The sequence below is a fragment of the Streptacidiphilus jiangxiensis genome (assembly GCF_900109465.1).
Classification (GTDB): domain Bacteria; phylum Actinomycetota; class Actinomycetes; order Streptomycetales; family Streptomycetaceae; genus Streptacidiphilus; species Streptacidiphilus jiangxiensis.
Genome location: NZ_FOAZ01000011.1, coordinates 88,090 through 110,996 on the forward strand (window position 1 = coordinate 88,090; position 22,907 = coordinate 110,996).

Below are 22,907 nucleotides of genomic sequence, written 5' to 3' on the forward strand. Positions count from 1 at the left end.
ACGGGCACGTACGTAGAGGACGAGGAACGGGCGAGGGTGAGCGGGACGGGAGCGGCGGGTGCCGGCGGGCCGGGCCGTCGGCGACGGAGCGGGGCGACGATCGAGCAGGTCGCCCGCGAGGCGGGGGTGTCGCGGCAGACGGTGTCGAACGCGCTCAACGCGCCGGAGCGGGTGCGACCGGAGACGCTGGACCGGGTCCGTGCCGCCATCGAGCGGCTCGGCTACCAGCCGGACCAGTCCGCCCGTTCCCTGCGCACGGGCGAGCGCCGCACGCTCGCCTACCTCGCGCCCGTGGACGATCCGCACGACCCCAACCCGCTGATGGGCGGCTTCCTGGAGGCCCTGGTCGACGCCGCGGGTGCGGCGGGCTACCGCGTGCTGCTGTTCCGCCCCCGCCCGGGCGCGGCCGATCCGACGGCCGCGGTCGAGGAGCTGATCGCGGCGCGGCAGGTGGACGGTTTCGTCCTCGCCGACGTGCTGCCGGACGATCCACGGGTGCGTCATCTGGCCGCGACGGGGCTGCCGTTCGTCTGCTTCGGACGGACCGGGCGCGGACTGCCGCAGGGCTGGGTCGACATCGACAACGCGGCGGCGATGGCCGCGGTGGCCGCGCACCTCGCCGAGCGCGGGCACCGGCACGTCGGTTATCTCGGGCCGGTGGACGACGCGGACCTGCCGTGGCTGGCCGAGCGTCGTGCGGGGTTCCGGGACGCGGCCGGGCGGCACGGATTGGAGTTGGCGGTCGAGCAGACGGAGGAAGAGACGCACGCGGGCCTCGCGGTGAGGGCGCGCGCCCTGCTGCGCCCGTCGAGCAGCGGCGGCCGACGGGTGACGGCGATCGCGGCGGCGACGGATCTGTGCGCGTTGGCGGCCTACGAGGCGGTGCGGGGCGAGCGGCTGGCCGTCGGCGCGGATGTCGCCGTGGTCGGCTTCCACGACCTGCCGCTGTGCCGGGTGCTGCAACCGCCGCTCAGCTCCGTGCGGTTGCCGCTGCGGCGGATCGCCGCGGAGCTGGTCGACGGGCTGCTGGCACAGGTGCGGGGCGGCGACGTGCCCGCCGAGGGCGTGCTGCTGCCGGCGGAGCTGGTCGTCCGCGCGAGCAGCGGCGGCTGAACCGCCGCCGCTCGCACAGCCCTTCGGGCCGGCGGCTGAACCGCCGCCCCCGTTCGGCCTTCGCGTCAGCGGCTCGGCACGGCCAGCAGCAGGGCGAAGCGTTCGGCGTCGTCCGTCCACCAGTGTCGGACGGTGAAGCCGCCGGTCGCCAACTCCTCGGTGAGCGAGGCACGGCGGAACTTGCAGGAGATCTCCGTCCGCAGGTGCTCGTCGGCCGCGAAGTCGACGGACAGGTCCAGCGCGGGGATCTTGACGGTCTGCTCGCGCAGCGAGCGCAGGTGCATCTCGATGCGCTCGTGCTCCTCGTTCCAGCGCGCGACGTGCGCGAAGGCGTCGACGTCGAAGTCGGCGTCCAGTTCACGGTCGAGGACGTTCAGCACGTTCTTGTTGAACTCCGCGGTCACGCCCTGGCTGTCGTCGTAGGCGCGGATCAGCACCTCGCGGTCCTTGACCAGGTCGGCGCCGAGCAGCAGAACGTCGTCGGCGCTGAGGGTGAGCCGCAGCGAGCGGTAGAAGGCCTGCCGCTGGGCCTCGTCGAGGTTGCCGATGGTGCTGCCGAGGAAGGCCACCAGGCGGGGGCCGGGGGCGTCGGGCGGCAGGGTGAGGTCGGACTCGAAGTCGGTGACGGTCGCGGCGACGCGCAGGCCGGGGTAGTCGCGGACCAGGGCGGTCCCCGCCTGCTCCAGCGCGCTCGGGCTGACGTCGAGCGGGGCGTAGCAGGAGAGCGTGCCCGCGGCGGTGAGCGCGTCGAGCAGCAGGCGGGTCTTGCGGGAGGAACCGGAGCCGAGCTCGAAGAGGGTGCCGGCGCGGGTGAGCGCGGCGATCTCCGGGGCACGCCGGGTCAGGATCTCCTGCTCGGCGCGGGTGGGGTAGTACTCGGCGAGACGCGTGATCTGCTCGAACAGCTCGCTGCCGTGGGCGTCGTAGAACCACTTGGGCGGCAGGGTCTTCGGGTCGGCGGTGAGGCCGGAGACGACGTCCTGGCGCAGGGCCTTGGCCAGGTGGTCGGCGGGGAGCCGGTCGTCCAGGGTGAAGAACGGTCGCTGCGTGATCATGGTGGATCTCTCCGGTTCTGTTCCGCGGTCGGCGGGCAGGCGGCTGCTGTCGTGCCTGCGGGAGGAACGGGGGGAAGAAGGGGAAAGCCGGGAGGAACGTCGCTGGGAAAGGGAGTCGGCCGGGTCCGTCGGCGGACGCAGGGGGACGAGGTGGACGCCCGCCCGGGTCGCCAGCAGCAGGGAGTGGTCGGGGACCTCCTGCCAGGTGCCGGTCGTGTCCGTCCCCGGTTCCTCGTCCGGTTCGGACGCGACGAGGACCCGGCCCGGCGCGTGCCGGTACCAGAGCGTGTCGCCGTACCGGGTGGCCGCGATCGTCGCGCCGTCGGTGAGCAACAGGTTGAGCCGCGCGTCGGGGCGGACCGAGGCCACCTGCCGCACCAGCGCCGCCAGCGCGCCGGCGGCCGGTTCGCCCCGGCGCAGGCGGCGGGCGAGCATCGCCCACAGCAGGGCGGAGTCGCTGCGTGCGTCGAGGGCGAGCAGCGCGGCGCTGTCCAGTGGCGCGTCGGCGCCGGGTCCCTGCGCGGCGGCGAGGGCGGCCGGGAGCCGGGTCCAGTCGGCGACGGCGCCGTTGTGGCTGAAGAGGCGGCGCCCGTCGCGGAACGGCGCGGCCGCCGACTCGTCCTGGGTCGTCCCGGCCGTGGCGGAGCGCACCGCGGCGAGGAGCGCACCGGTGCGGACGGCGCGGGCGAGCTCGGGCAGGTTCGGGTCGGCCCAGATCGGGACCGCCCGCCGGTAGCGGGCCGGCTCGGGGGCCTCCGGCTGTTCGTCGTCCCCGGCGAGGGATGCGGCGAGGGACGTGGCGGGGGACGTGACGACGGGTTCCGGGTACCAGCCCAGGCCGAAGCCGTCCGCGTTGACGGTGCCGTAGCGCTGTCGGCGCGGGGACCAGGACTGCTCGTACAGTCCCCGGGCCGGTTGCAGCACGATGTCGGCGAGCGGCCGCACCGGTCCCAGATAGGCGAGGTGGCGGCACATCAGCGACCGGCCCCCGCAGTCTCGTCCGGGCTCGCGTCGCGGGCGGTGCGGAAGCCGGCGAAGATCTGTCGGCGGATCGGGTAGTCCCAGTTGCGGAAGGTGCCGCGGCAGGCGACCGGGTCCACGCCGAACGCGCCGCCGCGCAGCACCTTGTAGTCCGGTCCGAAGAAGACCTCCGAGTACTCCTTGTACAGGAAGGCCGTGAAGCCGGGGTGCGGCGCGAAGTCGCTGGCGGTCCACTCCCACACGTCCCCGATCAGCTGGCGCACCCCGTGCGGGGAGGCGCCGGCCGGGTGGCTGCCGACGGGGGAGGGCTGGAGGTGGCGCTGTCCGAGGTTGGCCAGCTCGGGGGTGGGGTCGGCGTCGCCCCACGGGTAGCGGCGGGAGCGGCCGGTGGCCGGGTCGTGGCGGGCGGCCTTCTCCCACTCGGCCTCCGTCGGCAGCCGGCGTCCGGCCCAGCGGGCGTAGGCGTCGGCCTCGTACCAGCACACGTGCAGCACCGGCTCGTCCAGTGGCACCGGCTCGACCACGCCGAAGCGGCGGCGCAGCCAGCCGCCCGGGGTGGCCTCCGGGTCATCGGCGCGGCGCCAGAACAGCGGTGCGTGCAGGCCTGCCTGGACCCGGTGGGCCCAGCCGGCCGTGGTCCACCAGCGCGGGTCCTCGTAGCCGCCGTCGGCCATGAAGGCCTGGTAGGCGCGGTTGCTGACGGGCACGGTGTCGAGCCAGAAGCCGGCGACGTCGACGCGGTGGGCGGGGCGCTCGTTGTCCAGGGCCCACGGCTCGTCGTCGGTGCCCATGGTGAACGGGCCCGCGGGTATCCACGTCTCGGCGGGCAGGTCGGCGGCGTCCGCGGGGGCCGCGGCGGGGCGCGGCGCGCGCAGGACGGCCGGGCCGTGGCGCAGTTGGTGGGTGGCGAGCATGGTCTCGTCGTGCTGCTGCTCGTGCTGGGCGAGCATGCCGAAGACGAAGCCGTCGGCGAGGAGGGGGTCCGCTTCGTCGTGGTCGAGCCGCGCGGTGTCCAGCACGGCGAGGGCCCGGTCGCGCACGGCTGCGACGTAGCGACGGGCGGGCTCGGGGGGCAGCAGCGGCAGTGCGGGCCGCTCGGCCCGCGGGTGCTGGAAGGCGTCGTAGAGCGGGTCCAGGTCGGGCCGGATCGCGTCCTGGCCGCCGGCGGCGCGCACCAGCCAGATCTCCTCCTGGTTGCCGATGTGGGCCAGGTCCCAGACGAGCGGTGACATCAGTCGGGAGTGCTGCGCGCAGAGTTCCTCGTCGTCGAGGCAGTCGGTGAGCGCGAGCGTGCGCCGTCGGGCCCGCTCCAGCGCCTCCCGTGCGGCCGCGCGGACCGCGCCGGGCGTCGAGGCAGCGGGCGGGGTGGTCGAGGCGGCGGGGGTGGTCGCGGGGTCGCTCGGGTGCGCGGGCGCGGTCATCGCGGGAGTCCTTCCGGATGGGCGGGGCGACCGGTGGCGCTGAGGTCGTCCAGGAGGTCGTCGGCGGGACATCGCCCGCGTGCGGTGTACTGCTCGGCGAAGGTGGTGACGGCCGCGCGCAGCGGCGCGGGGACGTCGGCCCGGGCGAGGGCCGCGTCGGCGGCCTCGAAGCAGGCCAGGGCGGCCTTGGCGAGTTCGGGAGCGGAGGCGCCCATGCGGGCGGCGCGGGTCCAGACGGCCAGTGGCGGGAACGGCGAGGACGCGCCGCACAGCGGCTCGGTGGCCGCCCAGGCGGCCTCGGCCGCCCGCAGGTCGTCCAGCAGGACGGTGGTGACCAGCGCCGGCACGATCCAGCCGTCGCCGGGCTGCTCGTCGATCATGCGCAGTTCCAGCCAGCCGCGGGCGCGGACCGGCGGGAAGAGCGTGCTCAGGTGGTAGTCCAGGTCGCCGCGGGTGGGCGGGCGTTCGGCGACGCCACCGCGGAGCCAGGAGGCGAAGGTGTGGCCGGCCGGGGAGGTCCAGTCGGCGGTCTCGTCGCGCCGCAGGCACAGCAGGCCGGCGTCGAGCGCGAAGCGCGCCCAGGCGTCGCGTGGGTCGGCGTCGGGGGGAAGGCCCTGCGGGGGACGGGTGCGGCTGGGGTCGAGGTGCTCCCAGACGGCCTGCCGGGTGGACCGCCAGCCGGTTGGTCGGCCCTGCCACAGCGGGGAGTTGGCGAACGCCGCGACGAGGACCGGGCCGAGGCGGTGCACCAGCTGCCAGCGGGCGCGGTAGCCGTCCAGGCCGCCGTTCTCGGTGCCGGCGTCCAGGTTGAGCTGCACGGCGGCGGTGGCGCGCATCATCATCCGGCCCCACGGGCCGATCCGGTCGAGGTAGGTCTCCATGGCTGTGTAGCGCGGGTGGTCCAGCACGCGCGGCGGATCGCGGAAGGGATCCAGGCCGTAGCCGGAGAGATGCAGGCCGTGGCCGTCCAGCGCCGTGCGGACGAGCGCGAGGTCGGCCGCGGCAGTGGTGACGCACGCGAGCGGGCCGGGCGCACAGGCGGTGCTCAGTTCCAGTTGGCCGCCCGGCTCGCGGGTGAGCACGGTCCCGCTGGGCAGTCGGCCGTCCGTCGCCGGGAGTGACGCGAGGGCCGTGTCGAGGCGTTCGGGCGGTACGGGGCGGCGCGGCTCCGTGCGGTCGAGGACCAGCCATTCGAGCTCCACGCCCGCGTTTCCCGGCGGTCCCGTCTTGAAGCACACGCCGTGGATGTGGCCTTCGGCCTGGTCGAGCGAGAGCTCGTCCTTCGCCTCGGTACCGATCTCATGTCCCACGGTTCACTCCTCCTTCCATGCCCACCTAACCCCTCGACGGCCGGGGCGGCACGCCGAGCGCGTCCATCCTCCGTGCCGTTCCGAGGCTGCGACAGCGGCCTCTGAGCCGTTCCCGGCCCGGTGCGAGGGCGGCGGGGTACCACCCGAACGGCTCTCGAACATCGGTCCGACGGGGGTGCATCGTATGCGGAGCACCTGGGTGACCTTGGCCGGAAATCACCCGCGTGCGACGGCGCATTTCGGGCAGTCGGGATCTTCCCCTGCGGACTACCCGTCGGTAGAGTGCGGCGGTCCGTCGGAGCGCGAAGAAGCAGTGGTACAGAGCGTGGAACAGAGTGTCGCAAGCGTGGGGGCCGCGGTGGCCGGTGACGTCGCCGACGGTGTCCCTGGTGGGGCGGCCGCCCCGATGTCGGCCCGGTCGGTGTGGACCCGGCCCGCCCTGTGGTGGCGTGTCGGCATCGTCCTCTCGGCCGGCCTGGGGTTGATCACCGGCGAGGGCTCGTTGGTGTACTTCACGGTCGAGAGCAACGTGATCGTGCTGGGTTACTTCCTGGCGTCCCTGCATCACATGGTCGCCCGCGGCACCGTCGACGCTCCGGCGCCCCGGCTCCGAGGCGCTGCCACGCTCTACATCCTGATCACCGGCCTCGTCGCGCACGTCGTGCTCAACCATGGCGCGAGCCCGCTGCCGGGGCTGACCCACGGCAGCGGCGCGGACCGGCTGCAGAGCTGGTCGCTGTTGCTCCTGCACTACACGACGCCGATCATGGTGCTGCTCGACTGGCTCTGCCTGCGCCCGCGCAACGCCTCGCGCTGGCGCGACCTGCCGATCTGGCTGGCCTTCCCGCTCGGCTACGCCGCATTGACGGAGCTGCGTGCGGCGCTCTTCCCCTTCTTCCCGAACCGCTACCCGTACTTCTTCCTGGATCCCGCCGGGCACGGATACGGCTGGGTCGGACTCCAGATCGTTCAGCTGACGGTCGAGTTCGTGGTGCTCGCCGCCGTGGTGGTGGGCCTGGACCGGCTCGGCACACGGGTGCGCGCGGCCTTCCGGGCGGACGCGGGGGCGGGCGAGTCGACGGCGATCGGCGGCAGGTAGATGTTCTGTCCGGTTTTGGTGTAGTTCCCCCCGGTGCGTCATTGTCAGACCCTCGTACTACTGTTCGGTGCGAACGGTCGGCAGTCGTCGGCGCGAGGGTCTCGGCACGGGGGAAGGTCGATGTATCGCCAAGGAGACGTCCTGCTGGTGCGGGTCGCGGCGCCCGCCGTGCCCGCTTCGGTCACGGCGCTGCCGCCGCAGCCCCGTGACGGGCGGGGGCGGCTGGTGCTCGCCCCCGGTGGGGCCGGCGGTCACGCGCACACGGTGGACGGTCCGGGGCGCCTGCTGCGCGCGCCCGAGCGGCGCTCCGACCCGGAGCAGGCCTGGCTGGAACTGACCGGGTCCGGGCGGCTGGAGCACGAGCGGCATGCGCCGCTGGCACTGCCGGCGGGCTGGTACCGGGTGGTGTGCCGCCGTGTCTACGAACCTCCCGCGCTCGGGGACGTCGCGGAGTTCTGACGGTGCGCCGAAGGGCGAGGCGAGGCGAGGCTCGGCGAGGCGAGGAGGGAGACGGGGATGACGACGGAACAGCACGTGTGGGCCCGGATCAGCGCACGCATCGGGACGGCCGACCGACCCGCCGCGGAGGCGGGCGTGCGCGCGGCGTACCGGCAGGCGGGGCTGCCGGAGCCGCGCGCGGTGGTGTGGTGCGGCTCGCCGCTGGTCGGCGCCGCAGCGGCGCTGCTGCTCACCACCGGCGTCGAGGGGCTCGCCGGCCCGGAGGCCGGTTGGGCCGTCGCGGAGGCGCGGCGCCGGCTCGCGGCCCACGGCCTCGCCGGCGTCGCGAGTGCGGCCGGTGAGCAGCCGCGCCGCCCCGCGCCGAGCGTCAAGGAGGCCGTGCGGGCGAGGCCCTGGCGGGAGGCCAGGGAGCGTCTGGTCGCCCGGCAGGGGCGGGCGGCCTGGTCGGAGCGGTGGACGGAGACCTCGGGGGAGACCTGGCCGCGCCTCGACCGGCTGGCCCGCCACATCCGGGTCGCCGTCGCCGACGGACTGGCCGGTCGCATCGCCGCGAGCGAGGGCGCGGACGGCTCCGCGAACGGCTTCGCCGACGGTGCCGTGAACGGCTTCGCCGACGCTGCCGCGGGCAGCTCCGCCGACGGCTTCGCGCACGCCTCCGCCGACGGTGCCGTGAACGGCTCTGCCGACGGTGCCGTGAACGGCTCCGCGAACGGCTTCGTCGACGGTGCCGCGAACGGCCTCGCCGACGCTGCCGCGAACGGCTTCGCCGAGGGCGCGCGGACGGCTGTGCGTCTTGCGCTGTACGACGCGGTTCCCGGGCAGCAGGACGCGATCCGGCTGGCCGGGCTCGCGGACGATCCGGGGCTCGCCGGACAGGTGGCGCTGGCCCGGTCCGCCGGCTGGTGGTGGCCCTATGCGGACGTGGTCGTGCTGGCGGAGGTCCCGGCCGCGCTCGAGTTGGACGCGTCCGGCCGCCTGCACCGGGCGGACGGCCCGGCCCTCGCCTACGCCGACGGCTTCGCGCTGCACGCCTGGCACGGCACGCCCCTGTCCCGCGCGCTGTTCGAGCGCCTCGATGCCCTGACCGTGGACGAGATCCGCGCCGAGCGGAGCCCGTCGCTGCGCCGGGTCATGCTGGAGCACTTCGGCTGCGCGCGCTACCTCGCCGCGGCGGACGCCGAGGAGGTCCACCGCGACGAGGCGGGTGTGCTGTGGCGCGTCGAACTGCCGGATGACGAGCCGCTGGTGATGGTCGAGGTGGCCGAGGCCACGCCGGAGCCGGACGGTACGCCCCGGGTCCAGTGGTTCCGCGTGCCGCCGACCACCCGCACCGCCCTGGAGGGGGTGGCCTGGACGTTCGGGATGCCCGTCGAGGCCTACCGGCCGAAGAGTCAGAGTTGACCCCCTCGACCGGCCGGCCCGTGGTGGTCAGCACGTCAGCACGTCAGCGCGTCACGAGAGCAGCGTCCAGGACTGGCCCGGTGCCGCCGCGTCGTCCGCGTTCGTCACCACCGTGCTGCCCGCGCCCGCCGTGCCGGAGGTGTCGAGGGCGAGACCGGTGGCGACGTTCGTGACGGTCAAGGCCCCCGTCGCGGTGTTCTGCAGTACCCGCCACTCCTGCCAGGGATTGCCCGCCGAGTAGTTGAGCAGGTAGGCGCTGTCGCCCGGTTGCGTGTTGGCCGCGAGCACGGTGTGGACCTGGGTGCCCGTGTCGCAGTTGTCGCTGATCCGAACCGTCCCGTCCGGGTTGCTGGTGAAGGTCCACATCTCCGAGGTGTGTGTCTGCCACCAGGTGTTGACGTCGGCGACGGAGGCGAGGGGCGAACTGCAGGTGCCGGAGACCTCGAGGACCAGGCCGCCCGTGCCGCCCGCGCTCAGGGCGTGGTACTTGCCGTCGTCGACGACGCTCGCGGTCACGGTGGTCGGCAGCGCGGTGAGCCGGTAGAGGGCGGTGCCGTGCGGGGGCAGGGCGGCGCTGAGGGTGCCGCCGGCGGCGCCGGTGACCTGGCCGGTGGCGCCCGTCCACAGCTCCTTGGACGAGTAGCCCGCGCCGGTGAGGCCGAGCGCGCTCAGGCTGGTGCTCACCGTCCGGGAGTTGGTCGGGTCCTGGTTGACCAGCGCCACGACGGTGTCGCCGTTCGCCAGTTGCCGCTGGAGCACGACGGGCGCGGTGGCGGAGTCCGGGGCCGCACCGACGAGCGTGGCCGGCTTGGCCAGACTGTCCTGGTCGATCGCGATCACGTCGCGGTTCTTGTAGAGCGCGAGGGCGGAGGCCGAGATACCGGTGGACCAGGTCGCGCCGTCGTAGCTCTGCACCGAGTCGGCGGCGGTGCGGAAGTCGGTGCCGGAGATGAGCGGCGCCGCCATCATCGACAGGATCGAGATCTCCGTCGCCGACTCGGTGTCGGTGAAGGGCTTGTGACAGGTGCAGGTGTCGGTGGTGCCCCACAGGCCGTAGGGGTCCTGCCAGCCCGCGAACATCATGTCCATGTCGTTCCAGCTGCCCGGTCGGACGCCCGCCCGGTACTGCAGTGCCGTCTGCAACTGCCCTTGGTAGAGCACGCCGTCGAGCTCGCTGTCACGGTCCCCGCCGATCCGGCAGAGGTTGGCGACCTGCCCGCACCAGACGCCGGTCGGCGCGTAACCGGGCGCCTGGTAGGCGGGCGTGCCCGCGGCCTCGACGACCGGGTCGGTGCGGGCCGGGTCGTTCGGGTCCTGGAGGTAGGGGACGCCGGTGTGGACGGGCTGGGCCGAGACGCTGAGGGTGATCCGGCTGCTCCTCCCCTGAGCGGTGGTGGCGGCGTCGAGCGCCTTCTGGAACGTCTGGACGCGCGCGTAGACGGACTCGGTGAGCTCCTTGCCCTCGCCCTGCGTGCCGTAGTTGTGCCCGTCCGGCCCGGTGATCGGCGGCCCGTAGGGGCAGTCGTCGTACTTGACGAAGTCGACGCCCCAGGAGACGAAGTCGGCCGCGTCGGTGGCCTCGTGGCCGAGGCTGCCAGGGTGGCCCTGACAGGTGGTGTACGTGTCGGTCGCGTACAGGCCGAACTTCATGCCCTTGCTGTGTGCGTACCAGGCCAGGTACTGGATGCCGTTGACGGTCTGTCCGTTCACCGTCTGCGAGGGAAAGTTGTCCGGGTCGGGGATCAGGTGGCCGGAGGTCGGGTCGACACCCGTGCCGTCGGTGCCGCTGACGGGGTTGCCCGCCGCGTCGTACAGCTGCAGTGAGCCGTAGGCGTCCTTGACGATGTCGGTGGTCTGGCCGCTGCGATGCATGAGCGACCAGCCGTCGTCGATGGTCACGGTGGTGTAGCCGGCGGCGACCAGACCGTTGGCCGACATGTAGTCGATGGTCTGCTGGACCTCCTGCTCGTTGATCCCCGGTCCGAAGGTGTTCCAGGAGTTCCACCCCATGGGCGGGGTGAGCGCGGTGCCGTTGTCGAGCGCGGCGGCGGGTGCGGCGGTGGCGAGGCCCAGCCCGGCGCTCGCGACCGAGCCGGCACCGAGGAGGGCGACGGCGAGCAGGGTTCCGGCGAGCCGGTGTCGGCGACTGTGACGGGCGTGTGGTGCACGCATGGACGTGACTCCAGGGAGGCGCGAGGGGCGGGTGGATGGTGCGCCGTGCGGTGGTGTTCGTTTCTGTGGTTCCGTGTTTCGGCGCGAGTGTAATTGCACATGCCACATGACACTAGGGTTACGGCGGAACCGCCTGAGGACGGCGTGCGTCCCACCGGCACACGACGAGGGAACGGAGCGGGGGCATGGGACGTCGAGGCGTCAGGAACGGTGTCGGCACGGCCGGTTGGTTGGCCGTCGGCCTGCTGGTCACGGGGTGTGCGGCGGGGACGTCCGGGGGCACGCAGGTCGTCACGGGTGGTGGCGGCCTGACCCCGACACCCACGCCGAAGGCGACCACTCGCGTCGCCTCACCCGTGGTGCCGGGGGCAGCCGCCCCGGCGGGCGCGGCGACCCCGGGCGGGCCCTGCCCGACGCCGGCGCAGTGGCAGACCGGCGTCGTCCCCACCTACATCGACCACACTCCGGCCTCGACGCCTCAGGCGGAGGCGCTCTCGCAGGCCGTCGGCACGGCGGGGCGCGAGTCCGCGTTCGCTGACGTCTACGGCACCCAGATCACCGACTACCCCGTGGGCCGGGTCGCCCTGTGCGTCACCGATCTGGCGGGCGGCCGACGGCTGGCCGAGGCGGCGAAGCGGATCGATCCGCGGATCGACGTCGGCCGGCTGGACCTCTACCTCGCCCGTTACTCCGCTGCGCGGCTGAGTGCGGCGGCGCAGCGCCTGGTCCCGTTGGCGGGCAAGGGCGCGCTGGGCTTCCCGATCAACGGCGTCGGCGCCGGCGCCGACGCGTCCTCGCTCGAGGTCGACACGAACGCCGCAGGCGTCGCCTCGGCGGCGTTCCGGCGCCACCTGGAGCAACTGACCGGGGGTGTCCCGGTCACCCTCGTCAACCAGGGCCCGGCCGTGGCCGCGTGAGCGGTCGTGCCGCGCCGGTTCGCGTGTCGCGCCCGGTTCCCGCGTCGCGCCCGTTTCCGCATCGCGCCGGTTCCCGTGTCGGCCCGGTTTCCCGCATTGCGCCGGTTCCTGTGTCGGCCCGGTTTCCCGCATCGCCCGGCCTGCGCGTCGCCTGGTCGGTGCCAAGGCCTGCGCCGGGGCGGGGGCGGTCCCGCACCGGGGTGGAAGCGGGTGACTAGGTGAAGCTCTCGCGCAGGGTGAAAGTGGCGCCCGGGGTCGCCAGGGCGAAGGCGGCGGCGTGGGAGGGGCCGACCTGGACGGTGGTGACGGTCCAGCCCGGGGGGAGGGCGGCGGGGTCGTCGCCGAGGTAGTCGGCGGCCAGGTTGCGGCCGAGGCCGGTGCCCAGGGCCTTGAGGTAGGCCTCCTTGCGGGTCCAGATCCTGGCGAAGGCCGCGGGTGCCGCGCCGTCGGGGTGGAGGGCGAACTCCGCCTGTTCCGCTGGGTGGAGGGAGACGGCGGTCTCCCGCGCGGTCTCCGCCGAGGGGAGGGCCTCCACGTCGACGCCGATCGGTGTCGTGTCCGGCGCGACGCCGATCAGCACCAGGCCGCCGCCGTGCGAGAGGGAGAACGCCGGGAGCGGCGTCGGCACGGCTCCGGCGGCGAGCCGGGGTCGGCCGTGGAGCTCGCCGCAGCACGGGCACGGCTCGCGCTCGAAGCGCAGACCTGCCGCGGGCAGGCCGGTGCGGGCGGCCAGGACGGTGCGCAGGGCGGCGTGCGCCACCTCGTACATGACCCGGTCGCTCTCGTGCAGGAACCGCGCGGCACGCTCGCGCTCGGCCGCGTCGAGGAGCTCCAGGTCCAGCGCGGGCTGCGGGACCCGGGCGTCGACGAGCCAGAGTTCGACCTCCGCCCCGGCCCCGGCCCCGCCTCCGATCTTGGCTTCGACGGTCACGGCAGCAGTCCGGCCAGGTGGTGGGCATAGCGGGCGGTCGCGCCCGGAGCGAAGGGGAGGAAGAGCTCGGGCTCGATCAGCTCCAGCTCCATGACGGCGGGGCCGTCGGCGAGCTCCACCAGGTCGACGCGGCCGTAGGCGACGGGCGCGGGGGCGCCCTTCAACGCGGCCCGTGCGACGGCCAACTCGGCCTCGCTGGGGAGGTGTTCCTGCACCGTGCCGCCGTGGTGCTCGTGGATCCGGTACTCGCCGGAGGCGGGCACCTTGCGCACGGCGTGGCTGAACTCGGTGCCGAAGAAGACCAGCGAGGTCTCGCCGCGGCTGAGCACCGACTCCACCAGCGGCTGGAGCAGCGCGTCACCGTGTCGGGTGAGCTCCCGCAGGTGCGCGGCGGTCTCCGGCGCATCCACGGGGGAGCGCAACGCTCCACGCGCCCCCGCCGAGACGGCGGGCTTGGCGACGGTCTCGACGGTGCCGTGTCGCTCGCGGAACTCCGCGAGGGCCGCGTCGATCGCGGCCTGGTCCGCGCCGCGCGGCAGCAGCGTGGTGGGTATGACGGCCGTGCCCTGTTCGCCGAGGGCCGGGAGGTAGCCCTTGTGGTGGTTCCAGGTGATGACCTCGGCGGGGTTGCGCAGGGTGGTGGCACGGTCGGTGCGCTCGGCCCAGGTGAGGAACTCCTCCAGGCGGTCCCAGTAGTCCCAGGTGGTGCGCACGAGCGCCATGCCGTGCGCGTCCCAGTCCAGCGGCTCGTCCCACGGCTGGATCTCGGCGGTGACGCCGAGGCTTCGCAGCTCGGTGACGAGCAGGTCGTTCTCGGTGACCTCGCGCGGCATGGTGCGGCCGGTGAGCAGGACGATGTCGGACACGGGTTGCGCCTCTCGGTAGGTGGCCCGGTGGCGAGCCTATCCGGTGACCGGGCCGGATGGATCTTGGATCTTGTCCTGCTGCCGACAGTCGACGCTGCCCGCGGTATTGACGCCCCGCCAGGTGGGCGGAAGACTCCCACCATCCGGAACCTGGTTAGGAAGGTTTCCTAACATGCGAAGGAGTGTCATGTCCCGTACTCCGCAACGCCTCGTCGCCGCGCTCGCGGCCTCCGCCGCCCTCGCCGGGGGTGCCCTCGCCGTCGGCGGCAACGCGGACGCCGCCGCGACCGCCGCCCGCGCCGCGACGGCCGGTCGGGCCGCGACGGCCACGCCCAAGCTGGCCTTCCCGCTGCACCAGACCTACCGGACCGGCGTGATGCCGTCCGCCTCCCAGTCGTCGCGCGACGCCGCCGTCGAGAAGCAGTACGACTCGTGGAAGTCCACCTACCTCCACCACGGCTGCGCGAGCAACGAGTACTACGTCTCCACCAAGGGCGACGGCGACGCCACCAACAACGGTCCGGTCTCCGAGGGCCAGGGCTACGGCATGAACATCGTGCCGCTGATGGCCGGTTACGACGCCAACGCACAGACCGAGTTCAACGGCCTGTGGCAGCTGGTCAAGGACCACAAGGACCAGTGGGGCCTGATGCAGTGGCAGTTGGACGGCAAGACCTGCAAGTACTACAGCTCCGGCACGCCCGACGCGGCCACCGACGGCGACCTGGACATCGGCTACGGCCTGATCCTCGCGGACAAGCAGTGGGGCGGTTACACGGCCGACGCGAAGGCCTGGCTGGCGAGCGTCTACGCCCACGACGTGACCTCGGACGGCCACCTGAAGTGCGAGGACGACGGTCCCTCCACCGACACCCGGCCGTCCGACAACATGCTGGACCACCTGCGCGCCTTCGCCGCCTACGACACTGCCCACGACTGGGGCAAGGTCGTGAACCGGATGCAGGCGGTGGTCAGCGAGTTCACTGCGGCGTACTCGTCGAGCGCGGGCCTGATGTCGGACTTCGTCATCCACGCCAACACCACCGCGCCCGCCCCGGCGCCCGCCAACTACCAGGAGGACCAGCCCGACAACATCGTCGGCTACAACTCCATCCGTGTCCCCTGGCACCTCGGCACCGACGCGCTGCTCTACGGCCCGACCACGGCGGCCGTCTCGCTCGCGGACGCCAAGAAGTGGTCCGCCTGCACCAAGAAGCTCGCCGGCGGCAACCCCGCCAAGGTGCAGCCGCACATCAAGCTGAACTGCGCCAACGGCAACGTCTCCGGTGACACCCAGGCGGAGGAGGCCGGCGACTCGATCGGCCCGGCGGCGATGGCCTCCGGCGACCAGGCCTGGACGGACGGGATCTGGAAGCAGCTGCAGACCAACCCGTTCGGCGACGGCTACTACGGCGAGACCATCAAGACGCTGGTGCTGATCGTGATGGCGGGCGACTACTGGAACCCCGCCCAGCACTGAACCGGCCGCTCCCCGGACCGGCCTGACCCGCTCGGACCCGCCCGGCCCGCCCGGACCCGCTCAGACCCGTTCGAGCGGGACGTGCGGCCCGTCGGGCAGTTCCACCGTGATCGGGTCGCCGGGGCGGATCTCGCCGCCGCGCAGCACGACGCCCATGATCCCGGCCTTGCGCACCACGTTGCCGTCGGCGTCCTTGCCGACGCACTCCTTCAGCAGACCCACGCGGTAGGCGTTGATCTGCGGGCAGGGGTTGCGCAGGCCGGTGATCTCCACCTCGGCCTCGGCGCCGAGGCGCAGGCGCGCGCCGCGCGGCAGGCCGAGCAGGTCCAGACCGCGCGTGGTGACGTTCTCGCCCAGTGCCCCGGCCGCGACGTCGAACCCGGCGTCGCGCAGCTCGTCGTGGAACTCCGCATGCATCAGGTGGACCTGGCGCAGGTTCGGCTGGGTCGGGTCGGCGGCGACGCGGGAGCGGTGCTGGACGGTGACGCCCAGGTGCGTGTCGCCCTCCACGCCGAGCCCGGCGAGGAGGCGGATCGCGGGCACGTTGTCCTTGCTGAAGCGGTGCTCGGCGTCGCGGCTCACGGCGGTCACGACGGCGGCGGTCACGGGAGCGGCGGCGCTGGCGGCTGCGGCGTGGTCGGTCACACAGGGCCCTTCTGTCAGTCCCGCCGGGTGGGGCGGGGAGGCGCGGGCTTGCGCCTCATTCTCGCAGGCGGGAGCCACCGACGTACACGTCGTTCTGTGGCGCGCACCGCGCCCGGCACGCGCGGCGCCACCGCGAGCAGCGCGACGACGACCGCGACCGCCGCGAGCAGCAGCAGCCAGTTGCGCAGGTACGGCAGCGGCAGCAGGCTCGGGTTGCCGTGGTCCACACCCGCGCGCAGCACCGCCGGCAGCCCGACCGCGGTCAGCGCGGCCGCCACCACCAGCCCGCCGCGCAGCAGCGGCCGCCTGACCAGGGCGGTACCCACCAGTAGCACCAACGGCAGCCAGAACCCGTCGTGCAGCACCACCCCGCCGACGCCCCAGACCAGGACGTCCGCCGGGTCGCGGATGTACGGGTCGTGCAGCAGCCCGTAGAGGCCGTAGCCGATCACGCCGATCCCGAGCAGGGCCAGCGCGGTGCGCAGGACTCGTACCGTCATGCTCAGAGCACCTCCAGCCGGGAGACCCACTTGGTCTGCAGCACGCCCGGACGGTTCGGTGCCACGATCCGCGCCGGATAGCCGTGGTCGGGGTGCAGCACCTGGCCGTTGATCCGGAGCGCGAGCACGGTGAGGGGGTCGCGCGCGTAGGTGTGCGGCATCGTCATGACCGCGTAGGGGCCGCCCTGCTCGAGCGAGGTGACCCGGACCAGTGCGCCCGGCGCGGCCCCCGCCCGGTCGAGCAGGTCCCGCAGCCGCACGCCGCCCCAGCGGGCGGAGGCGCTCCACCCCTCCACGCAGGCGATCGGCAGGTCGACGTCCGTCTGGGGCAGAGCGAGCAGCTCGGCCATGGTGAGGGTGTACGGACGCGGGCCGTCGACACGGAGCCGCCAGTCGGTGGGCGCGTGCACCGTTCCCGCCTGCGCGGCCGTCCGGTTGACGGGGATGCCCTGTGGTCCGAGGTCCGGCCGACGCGGCCCGAGCAGGTCCAAGGACCGCAGCCACGGCACGGTCTGACCTGCGGTCACCAACGTGACCGCGCCGACGGCGGCCGCCACCGACCCCAGCAGCGCCCGCCGTCCCGGGAGTGGCGGCTTGGAGCGCCGCCAGTGCTCCGCGATCTCCGGTCCCTTGGCGGCGATGTGGAGCAGCAGACCGCCGACGGCGATCCAGGCCAGCCAGAAGTGCGTCTGCCGGAACGGGAACGGCCACGGGTACCACTGCAGGGTGTTGAGCAGTCCCGTGAACAGCTCCAGCAGCAGGGCGCCGAGGAGCAGGGCGATCCCGAGGCGCTCCAGCGCGTGCCGCACGGTGCGGGCCGGCGGCCACGCGAACAGCCGCGGGTAGACGACCCACAGTTTCGCTCCCAGCAGCGGGATGGCGGCGATACCGCTGATCACGTGCAGGCCCTGGGTGATCCGGTAGCCCTGCACGGGCCGGCTCGGCAGGTGATCGCGCAGCCAGCCCGGCGGTTGCTGCAGGACGTGGCTGATCAGCCCGGTCGCGAAGCAGAGGAGTACGGCTGCGCCGAGCCACCGCCCCAGTACGACCGCGGTCCGCGGTTCGTGCAGTCGGGAGCGGAACGCGCCCTCCCGCAGCGGCCCGCGCCGAAGCGCTGCCGGCGGCGCGGGGAGGGGCACGTCGAGTGGGTTCCGCGGGCGGAGACGTCTCATGTCTCCATGAGACCGCTGACCAGCGGTGTCGAGGCCTATCGGCCCGGCTACGGAAGTCTTACGGACCTCAGGGGCGCGGGGAACTGCGCGAGAAGCCACGGGCGTGCGGATGGCCCTGCGCGTTGATGGCCAACCGCATGTGGGTGGCTTGTCGCGCCGTTCCCCGCGCCCCTGGAGGGTGCAACGGCCTGCGGGAGCGCGTACTGGCCCTCTCGCGCCCACGCGGCGGAGTCGCAAATCAGCGGAGCCTCGCGCCCCTGGGTAGTGCAACTGCGGGTAGTGCAACTGCCCGCCTGCGCGTCAGCGCAGCATGCCGCCGATGAGGCCGCCGACGCCGGCGGCTTCCACGTTCTCGCCGCCCTGGGCCGGGAGGTAGGGGGCGAGGGAGTGGGCGAGGTTGGGCAGGGGCATGCTCTGCAGCCAGATCTGGCCCGGCCCGGTCAGGGCCACCAGCAGGAAGCCGTCCTGGCCGAAGATCTTGTTCGCGATGCCGGGAATCCGGGTCATCGAGAACTGGACGGACTGGTCGAACATGCCCACGTGGCCGGGGTGCGCCAGCATCGTCTGGCCGGGGGCGAGCGTGTACGTGGTGAGCTCGCCGGAGAGCTCGATCCAGGCGCGGCCCTGGCCCTCCAGCTTCTGCAGCAGGAAGCCGTCGCCGCCCCACAGGCCGCCACGGATGCTCTGCTGGAAACCCACGGACGGGGTGATGCCGGGCGTTCCGGCGAGCCAGCCGTGGCGGTGGACCATGACGCTGCGGCCGGGGGCGAGGTCCACCGGAACGATGTGGCCGGGCACCTTGGAGGCGAAGGCGACCAGGCCCGCGCTGCCCTGGGCCTGGTACTGCGTCAGGAAGAGGCTGCCGCCACCCATGACGCGCTTGATCGCGCCCATGAAGCCGCCACCGTTGCCGGGTCCGCCGCCGGACATGGTCTGCGACATCTGGATGTTTCCGGACATCCACGACAGTTCGCCGTGGGGTGTCACCACGTACTCACCGGGACCGAGCTGTACCTCCAGCACCGGCATGGTGCTGCCCTTGATCTCAGCCTGCATGGCGGCTGCCCCCTCCAGATCGCGTTGCTTCTGCCCGCACCGTAGCGCTCGGCGCGGGGGCGGAAAAGCCAGGTCGGCAGGACTGTTGCCGGACCGGGACGGGACGCGGACGCACGGTCGGCGCTCGATGGGCGCGCGGGTGGTTCGCGACCTGTCGGTGCGGACCGCTGCGGCCTTACAGCTTGGCGGTGGCCCTGCGGAGGCGGGTTTGGCAGCGTGGTGACCCACCGACCAGAAGGAGCCGCCACGATGGCCATCGTCCTGCACCGCGCCGACCGGGCCGAGCTCGGCGCGTTCGCGCCCAAGCCGACCAGCACCACCGAGGGGCAGCAGGAGGCGCTGCGTACGGTGTGGACGTCGCCGGAGGGCGCGGAAGCCGGTGTGTGGGAGGCGACGCCGGGCCGGTTCGCGGCGACCCGGGAGGGCTACCACGAGGTGTGCCAGATCCTCTCCGGGCGCGCCACGGTCACCCCGACGGGCGGCGAGCCGGTCGAGATCGGGCCCGGTGACACGCTGGTGACGCCCGCCGGATGGACGGGCGTGTGGGAGGTCCACGAGACGCTCCGCAAGACCTACCTCACGATCGACCTTCCGTCGGCGCCGTCCGGGTCCTGAGCCCGGGCCAGTCGAGCAGCAGTTGTTGCTTGCGCGGCAGCGAGGAGACCACCAGGTCGTAGGAGTCCTCGACCATCTCCCGGACCAGCCGGTCCGGGAGCGAGCCGTCCAGCAGGGCCGTGTTCCAGTGGCGCTTGTTGAGGTGCCAGCCGCCCGTGATCGCCGGATGCTCCGCGCGCAGCCGCACCGCGAGTTCCGGATCGCATTTCAGGCTGACCTGCAGCGGCTGCGCGTCCAGCGCCGAGATGGCGAAGATCTTGCCGCCGACCTTGAAGACGGACGTCTCCGGGTTGAACGGGAACGTCTCCTCCGAGCCGTTGAAGTCCAGGCAGAAGGCTCGGAGTTGACCTGACGTGAACGATCCGTGATGCATGGCACCAGTCTGCCGTCCCGCCGTTAACATGAGGTGGATCTCCGGGATGACGGAATGTCACCCCGGATCGGGGTTGCTGCCTGGGGAGGGGCCTGTGTCAGAGAACGCGGACGTCAACGACGTCAACGACGTCAATGCGGAGCCGGGTTGGGACTGGGCCGAGGCGGAGGAGGCCGACGCGGAGCCGCGCGCCGAACTGCGCACGGACGTCCCGCACCCGGCCCGGATGTACGACTACTACCTCGGCGGCAAGGACAACTTCCCGGCGGACCGGGCCGCGGCCGAGCAGGTGGTCAAGCTCGTCCCCACCGTCCCGGACGCCGCCCGCGCCAACCGCCGCTTCCTCGGCCGTGCCGTGCGTCACGCCGGCCGCCTGGGCATCCGTCAGTTCCTCGACATCGGTACCGGCATCCCGACCGCCGAGAACACCCACGAGGTGGCCCAGCGGCTGGCTCCGGAGTCCCGGATCGTCTACGTCGACAACGACCCGATGGTCCTCACCCACGCCCGGGCGCTGCTCAGCAGCACTCCCGAGGGGCGCACCGCGTACGTCGACGCGGACTTCCACGACCCGGACGCCATCCTGAACGCCCCGGTGGTCAAGGAGCTGATCGACTTCAGCAAGCCGGTCGCCCTCCAGGTCGTCGCACTGCTGCACTTCCTGTCGGACGCCGACCAGCCCTACGCCTTGCTGGACCGGTACAAGCAGGCGCTGGCGCCGGGCAGCGTGCTGATCCTCTCCCACGGCACGGCCGACCACTCCGACGACGAGGAGACCAAGAGCGCCGTCACGGGCATCTACCAGGCGGCCGGCATCACCGTTGCCACCCGCAGCCACGACGAGGTCCAGCGCTTCGCCCTCGGCAGCGGCGGCTGGGAGCTGCTCGGGCCCGGCGTCGCATCCGTCCACGAGTGGGCGGCCGGGGACGAGGCGGCTTCCGACGACGACCGGCGCCTTACCGCCGCACAGGTCGGCGGTTACGGCTTGATGGCCGTCAAGAAGGGCTGACCAGAGCGTTGGTGGCCACGGATCGGCTGTCGGAGGAGCTGCGCGCGGTGGTCGAGGCCGCGCTGCCCGGGGAGCGGCTCGACGGTGCGCGGGTCGAGCGCTCCGGCGGCTCCCACGACGTGGTGCTGCTGCCCGGCGTCGCCGCCGTCCGCGTGGCCAGGACCGCGACGGCGCGCGCCGAGCTCCCTCGCACCGTCGAACTGCACGGCCGCCTGGCGGCGTTGGACCTGCCCTTCGCCGTGCCGCGCCCGCTCTCCGCGCTCGTCGAGGCCGAGGGCCGGGCGGGCGTGGCCCTCACCTGGCTGGACGGCGCGCCCACCACCCGCGGCGAGGGCGGCGAGCCGGCGCAGCTCGCGGCCCTGCTGGACGCGTTGCGCGGCGTGGACCTGCGCGACCTCGACGGCCTGCTGGGTGCTCCGCACCAGTACGCGGGCGGCGAGCGCTGGTCCGAGCTGCTGCTGGAGGAGGTCGTGCCGCGCCTGCCCCAGGCCTGGCAGGTCGAGGCGCGACGCCGGGTCGTGGCGGCGCTGGAGCTGGAGCCGGTCGATCCGTCCCTGGTCCACGGCGACCTGGCCGGGGCCAACGTCCACTGGGGCCCCGACGGCCGGCTGCTCGGCGTCCTCGACTGGGACCTGGCCCAGCCGTTCGACCCCGCGCTCGACGCAGCCTGCCTGAGCTGGCACGGCTGGGACAAGGTCCGCGCGGCCGTCGACGGCGCGACGCTGCGGCGCGCCTGGACCTGGTACCGGACCTTCGCCCTCGAGGTCCTCGCCCACGCGCTGGTCAACGGTGAGTCGGGCGAGGCCCTGGACCGCCGGACGGCGACGACTGTGGCGGCGCTGGAACGCTCCGCGGCGCGGCCCCGGCCGTTCTGACCACGTCCCTTCTGAGAGCAGCAGTCAGAATGAGAGCGGCAGTCAGAACCCCCGGAGGCGGTCGATGTCGCGACGCTCCCGCTTGGTCGGTCGCCCCGCGCCGCGGTCGCGGACCGGGACGGCGGGAGCGAGCTCGCGGGGCGGCGGCGGGGGGCTCTTGTCGATCAGGCACTCCGCGGCGACGGGCGCGCCGACGCGCTTGGCGATGGTGCGCTGGACGATGACGATGCGCTCGCGCCCCTCCTGGCGTAGCCGCACCTCGTCTCCGACCCGCACGGGCTGCGCGGGCTTCGCACGCTCGCCGTTCACCCGCACATGGCCTGCCCGGCAGGCCGCGCCCGCAGCGGACCGCGTCTTCGCGAGCCGCACGGACCAGATCCACGCATCGACCCGCACCGGCGCGGTGGGCAGTTCCTGAGCCATACGGCCAACCTTACGTTGCGCCCCCAGGGGCGCGAGGAACTGCGCGACAAGCCACTGATGAGCAGATGGTCCTCAACGCGCAGGACCATCCGCACGGGGTGGTTCCTCGCGCAGTTCCTCGCGCAGTTCCTCGCGCCCCTTACGGGGCCTCGCCCTGGCCCGTCAGTCGGCCCAGCTGGAGCTGGAACCAGTCCAGCCGTGCCTGCAGCAGGGCGGCCTCCGCGGCGAGTTGGGGCACGAGGGTGTCCGGGTCGCCCGTCGGGGGGTTGGGGTCCGGAGGGGCCGGCGTGCGGGGGGACGGGGGAGCGAGGCGGTCGTCGCAGGTGGCGACGGTGCCGGGGCCGGCGAGTGCGGCGTAGGCCGAAAAGCGCAGGAGCGCGCGGTGGCCCGCGCACACCGCACACGATCCGGTGATCGCACGCCAGCCGAGCACGCCCTCGCCGGTGTCGAGGACTCCCTCGGACGCGCGGCCGCAGGCGCACCGCGGGAAGCCGATCCGCCGGACCCGCTGGCGTTCGAACCGCATGCCGCGTTCGTGGCGGAGGTAGACGCCCAGGACGGCGACGTCCAACAGCACGGTGTCCCGGTACTCCGTCGCGCAGCCGAGCTCGATCGCCGTGCCCGCCTCGTGGAGGCAGTAGAAACCGCACGCGCACCAGCGCGACGGCGGGCGGTGGCGCCGCTCGTACCCGCAACGGGCGTCGTCGAGCGGGCCGTAGACGATGTCCCCGCCGAGGGACACGCCTCGGAAGCCGAGGCGGGTGCCGTCGGCGGAGAGCATCGGCCGGGCGATCTTGTACCCGACCGGCGGACGGTCCGGACGCTCCTTGGGAGCGCGCCGGAAGCCGCTCACCGCTGTGCGCTCGACCCCGCGGTCACCGGCTGTGCCGTCGTCGGCAGTGCGGTGTCCGCCTCTGTGGTCGTGTCCTGCTCCTCCGCGGCGACGTCGAGCACGTCCTCCGCGACGCCCTTGGCGACGAGCTTGCCCAACTTCATGACGACCCCCTCCTGTCGGTGACGGTTCGCGTTTCCAT

The 22,907-nt window shown here is 73.5% G+C and carries 23 protein-coding genes; 9 read left to right on the forward strand and 14 right to left on the reverse strand.

The genetic code is table 11. From position 1 onward, the window contains the following. Positions 1-36 precede the first annotated feature (36 nt). The gene (locus BMY61_RS21535) at positions 37-1,113 is read left to right on the forward strand and encodes a LacI family DNA-binding transcriptional regulator (protein ID WP_042449046.1); all 1,077 of its coding nucleotides are present in this window, start codon (positions 37-39) and stop codon (positions 1,111-1,113) included. Between the two features lie 65 nt (positions 1,114-1,178). On the opposite strand, the gene egtD is transcribed toward BMY61_RS21535, so the two are convergent. The 3 genes from egtD to egtA all read right to left on the reverse strand — a co-directional run bounded on the left by egtD (position 1,179) and on the right by egtA (position 5,880). Continuing rightward, positions 1,179-2,168, reverse strand: a complete 990-nt coding sequence (gene egtD, locus BMY61_RS47805) for an L-histidine N(alpha)-methyltransferase (protein WP_169791860.1) — start codon at positions 2,166-2,168, stop codon at positions 1,179-1,181. A 974-nt stretch (positions 2,169-3,142) separates the two neighbouring features. Next, on the reverse strand, positions 3,143-4,570 hold the full coding sequence (egtB, locus tag BMY61_RS21550; protein WP_042449049.1) for an ergothioneine biosynthesis protein EgtB: 1,428 nt from the start codon (positions 4,568-4,570) through the stop codon (positions 3,143-3,145). Next, a complete protein-coding gene (gene egtA / locus BMY61_RS21555) occupies positions 4,567-5,880 on the reverse strand; it encodes an ergothioneine biosynthesis glutamate--cysteine ligase EgtA (RefSeq protein WP_042449051.1) in 1,314 nt (437 codons plus the stop codon). The genes egtB and egtA overlap by 4 nt, the downstream gene beginning before the upstream one ends. Positions 5,881-6,205: 325 nt before the next feature. Here egtA and BMY61_RS21560 point away from each other — a divergent pair, with 325 nt between their 5' ends. From BMY61_RS21560 to BMY61_RS21570, 3 genes are all read left to right on the forward strand, one after another. Next, entirely contained in the window at positions 6,206-6,979 is a 774-nt protein-coding gene (locus BMY61_RS21560) for a Pr6Pr family membrane protein (RefSeq protein ID WP_236656054.1), read from the forward strand. A 120-nt stretch (positions 6,980-7,099) separates the two neighbouring features. Then, entirely contained in the window at positions 7,100-7,438 is a 339-nt protein-coding gene (locus BMY61_RS21565) for a hypothetical protein (RefSeq protein ID WP_042449054.1), read from the forward strand. Between the two features lie 57 nt (positions 7,439-7,495). Further along, positions 7,496-8,839, forward strand: coding sequence for a DUF6745 domain-containing protein (locus BMY61_RS21570; protein WP_042449056.1), 1,344 nt, complete (start codon positions 7,496-7,498; stop codon positions 8,837-8,839). Between the two features lie 51 nt (positions 8,840-8,890). Here the strand turns inward: BMY61_RS21570 and BMY61_RS21575 are convergent, their stop codons facing one another. After that, positions 8,891-11,011 carry an alpha-galactosidase gene (locus BMY61_RS21575; protein ID WP_042449059.1) on the reverse strand — a complete coding sequence of 707 codons (2,121 nt, stop codon included), beginning with the start codon at positions 11,009-11,011 and terminating at the stop codon, positions 8,891-8,893. 185 nt (positions 11,012-11,196) lie between these two features. Here BMY61_RS21575 and BMY61_RS21580 point away from each other — a divergent pair, with 185 nt between their 5' ends. Next, positions 11,197-11,928 carry a hypothetical protein gene (locus tag BMY61_RS21580; protein WP_042449062.1) on the forward strand — a complete coding sequence of 244 codons (732 nt, stop codon included), beginning with the start codon at positions 11,197-11,199 and terminating at the stop codon, positions 11,926-11,928. Between the two features lie 214 nt (positions 11,929-12,142). Here BMY61_RS21580 and BMY61_RS21585 read toward each other — a convergent pair whose 3' ends face one another. Both BMY61_RS21585 and BMY61_RS21590 read right to left on the reverse strand, forming a co-directional pair. Continuing rightward, the gene (locus BMY61_RS21585) at positions 12,143-12,859 is read right to left on the reverse strand and encodes a 4'-phosphopantetheinyl transferase family protein (protein WP_042449065.1); all 717 of its coding nucleotides are present in this window, start codon (positions 12,857-12,859) and stop codon (positions 12,143-12,145) included. Next, a complete protein-coding gene (locus BMY61_RS21590; RefSeq protein ID WP_082015086.1) occupies positions 12,856-13,725 on the reverse strand; it encodes an ATP-grasp domain-containing protein in 870 nt (289 codons plus the stop codon). The genes BMY61_RS21585 and BMY61_RS21590 overlap by 4 nt, the downstream gene beginning before the upstream one ends. Before the next feature lie 187 nt (positions 13,726-13,912). On the opposite strand from BMY61_RS21590, the gene BMY61_RS21595 reads away from it, so the two are divergent. Next, the gene (locus BMY61_RS21595) at positions 13,913-15,205 is read left to right on the forward strand and encodes a glycosyl hydrolase family 8 (RefSeq protein WP_063773267.1); all 1,293 of its coding nucleotides are present in this window, start codon (positions 13,913-13,915) and stop codon (positions 15,203-15,205) included. A gap of 60 nt (positions 15,206-15,265) precedes the next feature. Here the strand turns inward: BMY61_RS21595 and BMY61_RS21600 are convergent, their stop codons facing one another. The 4 genes from BMY61_RS21600 to BMY61_RS21615 all read right to left on the reverse strand — a co-directional run bounded on the left by BMY61_RS21600 (position 15,266) and on the right by BMY61_RS21615 (position 18,578). Further along, a complete protein-coding gene (locus tag BMY61_RS21600) occupies positions 15,266-15,796 on the reverse strand; it encodes an MOSC domain-containing protein (RefSeq protein WP_201777577.1) in 531 nt (176 codons plus the stop codon). Between the two features lie 68 nt (positions 15,797-15,864). After that, entirely contained in the window at positions 15,865-16,350 is a 486-nt protein-coding gene (locus tag BMY61_RS21605) for a hypothetical protein (RefSeq protein ID WP_063773268.1), read from the reverse strand. Between the two features lie 2 nt (positions 16,351-16,352). Then, entirely contained in the window at positions 16,353-17,522 is a 1,170-nt protein-coding gene (locus BMY61_RS21610) for a molybdopterin-dependent oxidoreductase (protein WP_082015087.1), read from the reverse strand. A 300-nt stretch (positions 17,523-17,822) separates the two neighbouring features. Then, positions 17,823-18,578 (reverse strand): AIM24 family protein, encoded by a 756-nt coding sequence (locus tag BMY61_RS21615; RefSeq protein WP_042449068.1) that lies wholly within the window; start codon positions 18,576-18,578, stop codon positions 17,823-17,825. A gap of 249 nt (positions 18,579-18,827) precedes the next feature. On the opposite strand from BMY61_RS21615, the gene BMY61_RS21620 reads away from it, so the two are divergent. Then, entirely contained in the window at positions 18,828-19,193 is a 366-nt protein-coding gene (locus BMY61_RS21620) for a cupin domain-containing protein (RefSeq protein WP_042449073.1), read from the forward strand. Here the strand turns inward: BMY61_RS21620 and BMY61_RS21625 are convergent. After that, entirely contained in the window at positions 19,156-19,566 is a 411-nt protein-coding gene (locus BMY61_RS21625; RefSeq protein WP_042449076.1) for an MmcQ/YjbR family DNA-binding protein, read from the reverse strand. The genes BMY61_RS21620 and BMY61_RS21625 overlap by 38 nt on opposite strands. A gap of 94 nt (positions 19,567-19,660) precedes the next feature. Here BMY61_RS21625 and BMY61_RS21630 point away from each other — a divergent pair, with 94 nt between their 5' ends. Both BMY61_RS21630 and BMY61_RS21635 read left to right on the forward strand, forming a co-directional pair. Then, on the forward strand, positions 19,661-20,575 hold the full coding sequence (locus BMY61_RS21630; RefSeq protein ID WP_042449079.1) for an SAM-dependent methyltransferase: 915 nt from the start codon (positions 19,661-19,663) through the stop codon (positions 20,573-20,575). Between the two features lie 11 nt (positions 20,576-20,586). After that, positions 20,587-21,450, forward strand: a complete 864-nt coding sequence (locus tag BMY61_RS21635) for an aminoglycoside phosphotransferase family protein (RefSeq protein ID WP_042449082.1) — start codon at positions 20,587-20,589, stop codon at positions 21,448-21,450. A gap of 42 nt (positions 21,451-21,492) precedes the next feature. On the opposite strand, the gene BMY61_RS21640 is transcribed toward BMY61_RS21635, so the two are convergent. From BMY61_RS21640 to BMY61_RS46360, 3 genes are all read right to left on the reverse strand, one after another. Then, the gene (locus BMY61_RS21640) at positions 21,493-21,873 is read right to left on the reverse strand and encodes an RNA-binding S4 domain-containing protein (RefSeq protein WP_042449085.1); all 381 of its coding nucleotides are present in this window, start codon (positions 21,871-21,873) and stop codon (positions 21,493-21,495) included. A gap of 139 nt (positions 21,874-22,012) precedes the next feature. Continuing rightward, positions 22,013-22,726 carry a hypothetical protein gene (locus BMY61_RS21645; RefSeq protein ID WP_042449087.1) on the reverse strand — a complete coding sequence of 238 codons (714 nt, stop codon included), beginning with the start codon at positions 22,724-22,726 and terminating at the stop codon, positions 22,013-22,015. Beyond that, positions 22,723-22,869: a hypothetical protein gene (locus BMY61_RS46360; protein WP_161791268.1), complete on the reverse strand. Its 147-nt coding sequence runs from the start codon at positions 22,867-22,869 to the stop codon at positions 22,723-22,725. The genes BMY61_RS21645 and BMY61_RS46360 overlap by 4 nt, the downstream gene beginning before the upstream one ends. Positions 22,870-22,907 lie beyond the last annotated feature (38 nt).

What these genes read in the sequence shown, in the direction of transcription:
- egtD (WP_169791860.1), bottom strand. Translation starts at nt 2,168, where the DNA reads ATGATCACGCAGCGACCGTTCTTCACCCTGGACGACCGGCTCCCCGCC.
- egtB (WP_042449049.1), bottom strand. Translation starts at nt 4,570, where the DNA reads ATGACCGCGCCCGCGCACCCGAGCGACCCCGCGACCACCCCCGCCGCC.
- BMY61_RS21565 (WP_042449054.1), top strand. Translation starts at nt 7,100, where the DNA reads ATGTATCGCCAAGGAGACGTCCTGCTGGTGCGGGTCGCGGCGCCCGCC.
- BMY61_RS21570 (WP_042449056.1), top strand. Translation starts at nt 7,496, where the DNA reads ATGACGACGGAACAGCACGTGTGGGCCCGGATCAGCGCACGCATCGGG.
- BMY61_RS21575 (WP_042449059.1), bottom strand. Translation starts at nt 11,011, where the DNA reads ATGCGTGCACCACACGCCCGTCACAGTCGCCGACACCGGCTCGCCGGA.
- BMY61_RS21580 (WP_042449062.1), top strand. Translation starts at nt 11,197, where the DNA reads ATGGGACGTCGAGGCGTCAGGAACGGTGTCGGCACGGCCGGTTGGTTG.
- BMY61_RS21595 (WP_063773267.1), top strand. Translation starts at nt 13,913, where the DNA reads ATGTCCCGTACTCCGCAACGCCTCGTCGCCGCGCTCGCGGCCTCCGCC.
- BMY61_RS21605 (WP_063773268.1), bottom strand. Translation starts at nt 16,350, where the DNA reads ATGACGGTACGAGTCCTGCGCACCGCGCTGGCCCTGCTCGGGATCGGC.
- BMY61_RS21610 (WP_082015087.1), bottom strand. Translation starts at nt 17,522, where the DNA reads ATGAGACGTCTCCGCCCGCGGAACCCACTCGACGTGCCCCTCCCCGCG.
- BMY61_RS21615 (WP_042449068.1), bottom strand. Translation starts at nt 18,578, where the DNA reads ATGCAGGCTGAGATCAAGGGCAGCACCATGCCGGTGCTGGAGGTACAG.
- BMY61_RS21620 (WP_042449073.1), top strand. Translation starts at nt 18,828, where the DNA reads ATGGCCATCGTCCTGCACCGCGCCGACCGGGCCGAGCTCGGCGCGTTC.
- BMY61_RS21625 (WP_042449076.1), bottom strand. Translation starts at nt 19,566, where the DNA reads ATGCATCACGGATCGTTCACGTCAGGTCAACTCCGAGCCTTCTGCCTG.
- BMY61_RS21640 (WP_042449085.1), bottom strand. Translation starts at nt 21,873, where the DNA reads ATGGCTCAGGAACTGCCCACCGCGCCGGTGCGGGTCGATGCGTGGATC.
- BMY61_RS46360 (WP_161791268.1), bottom strand. Translation starts at nt 22,869, where the DNA reads ATGAAGTTGGGCAAGCTCGTCGCCAAGGGCGTCGCGGAGGACGTGCTC.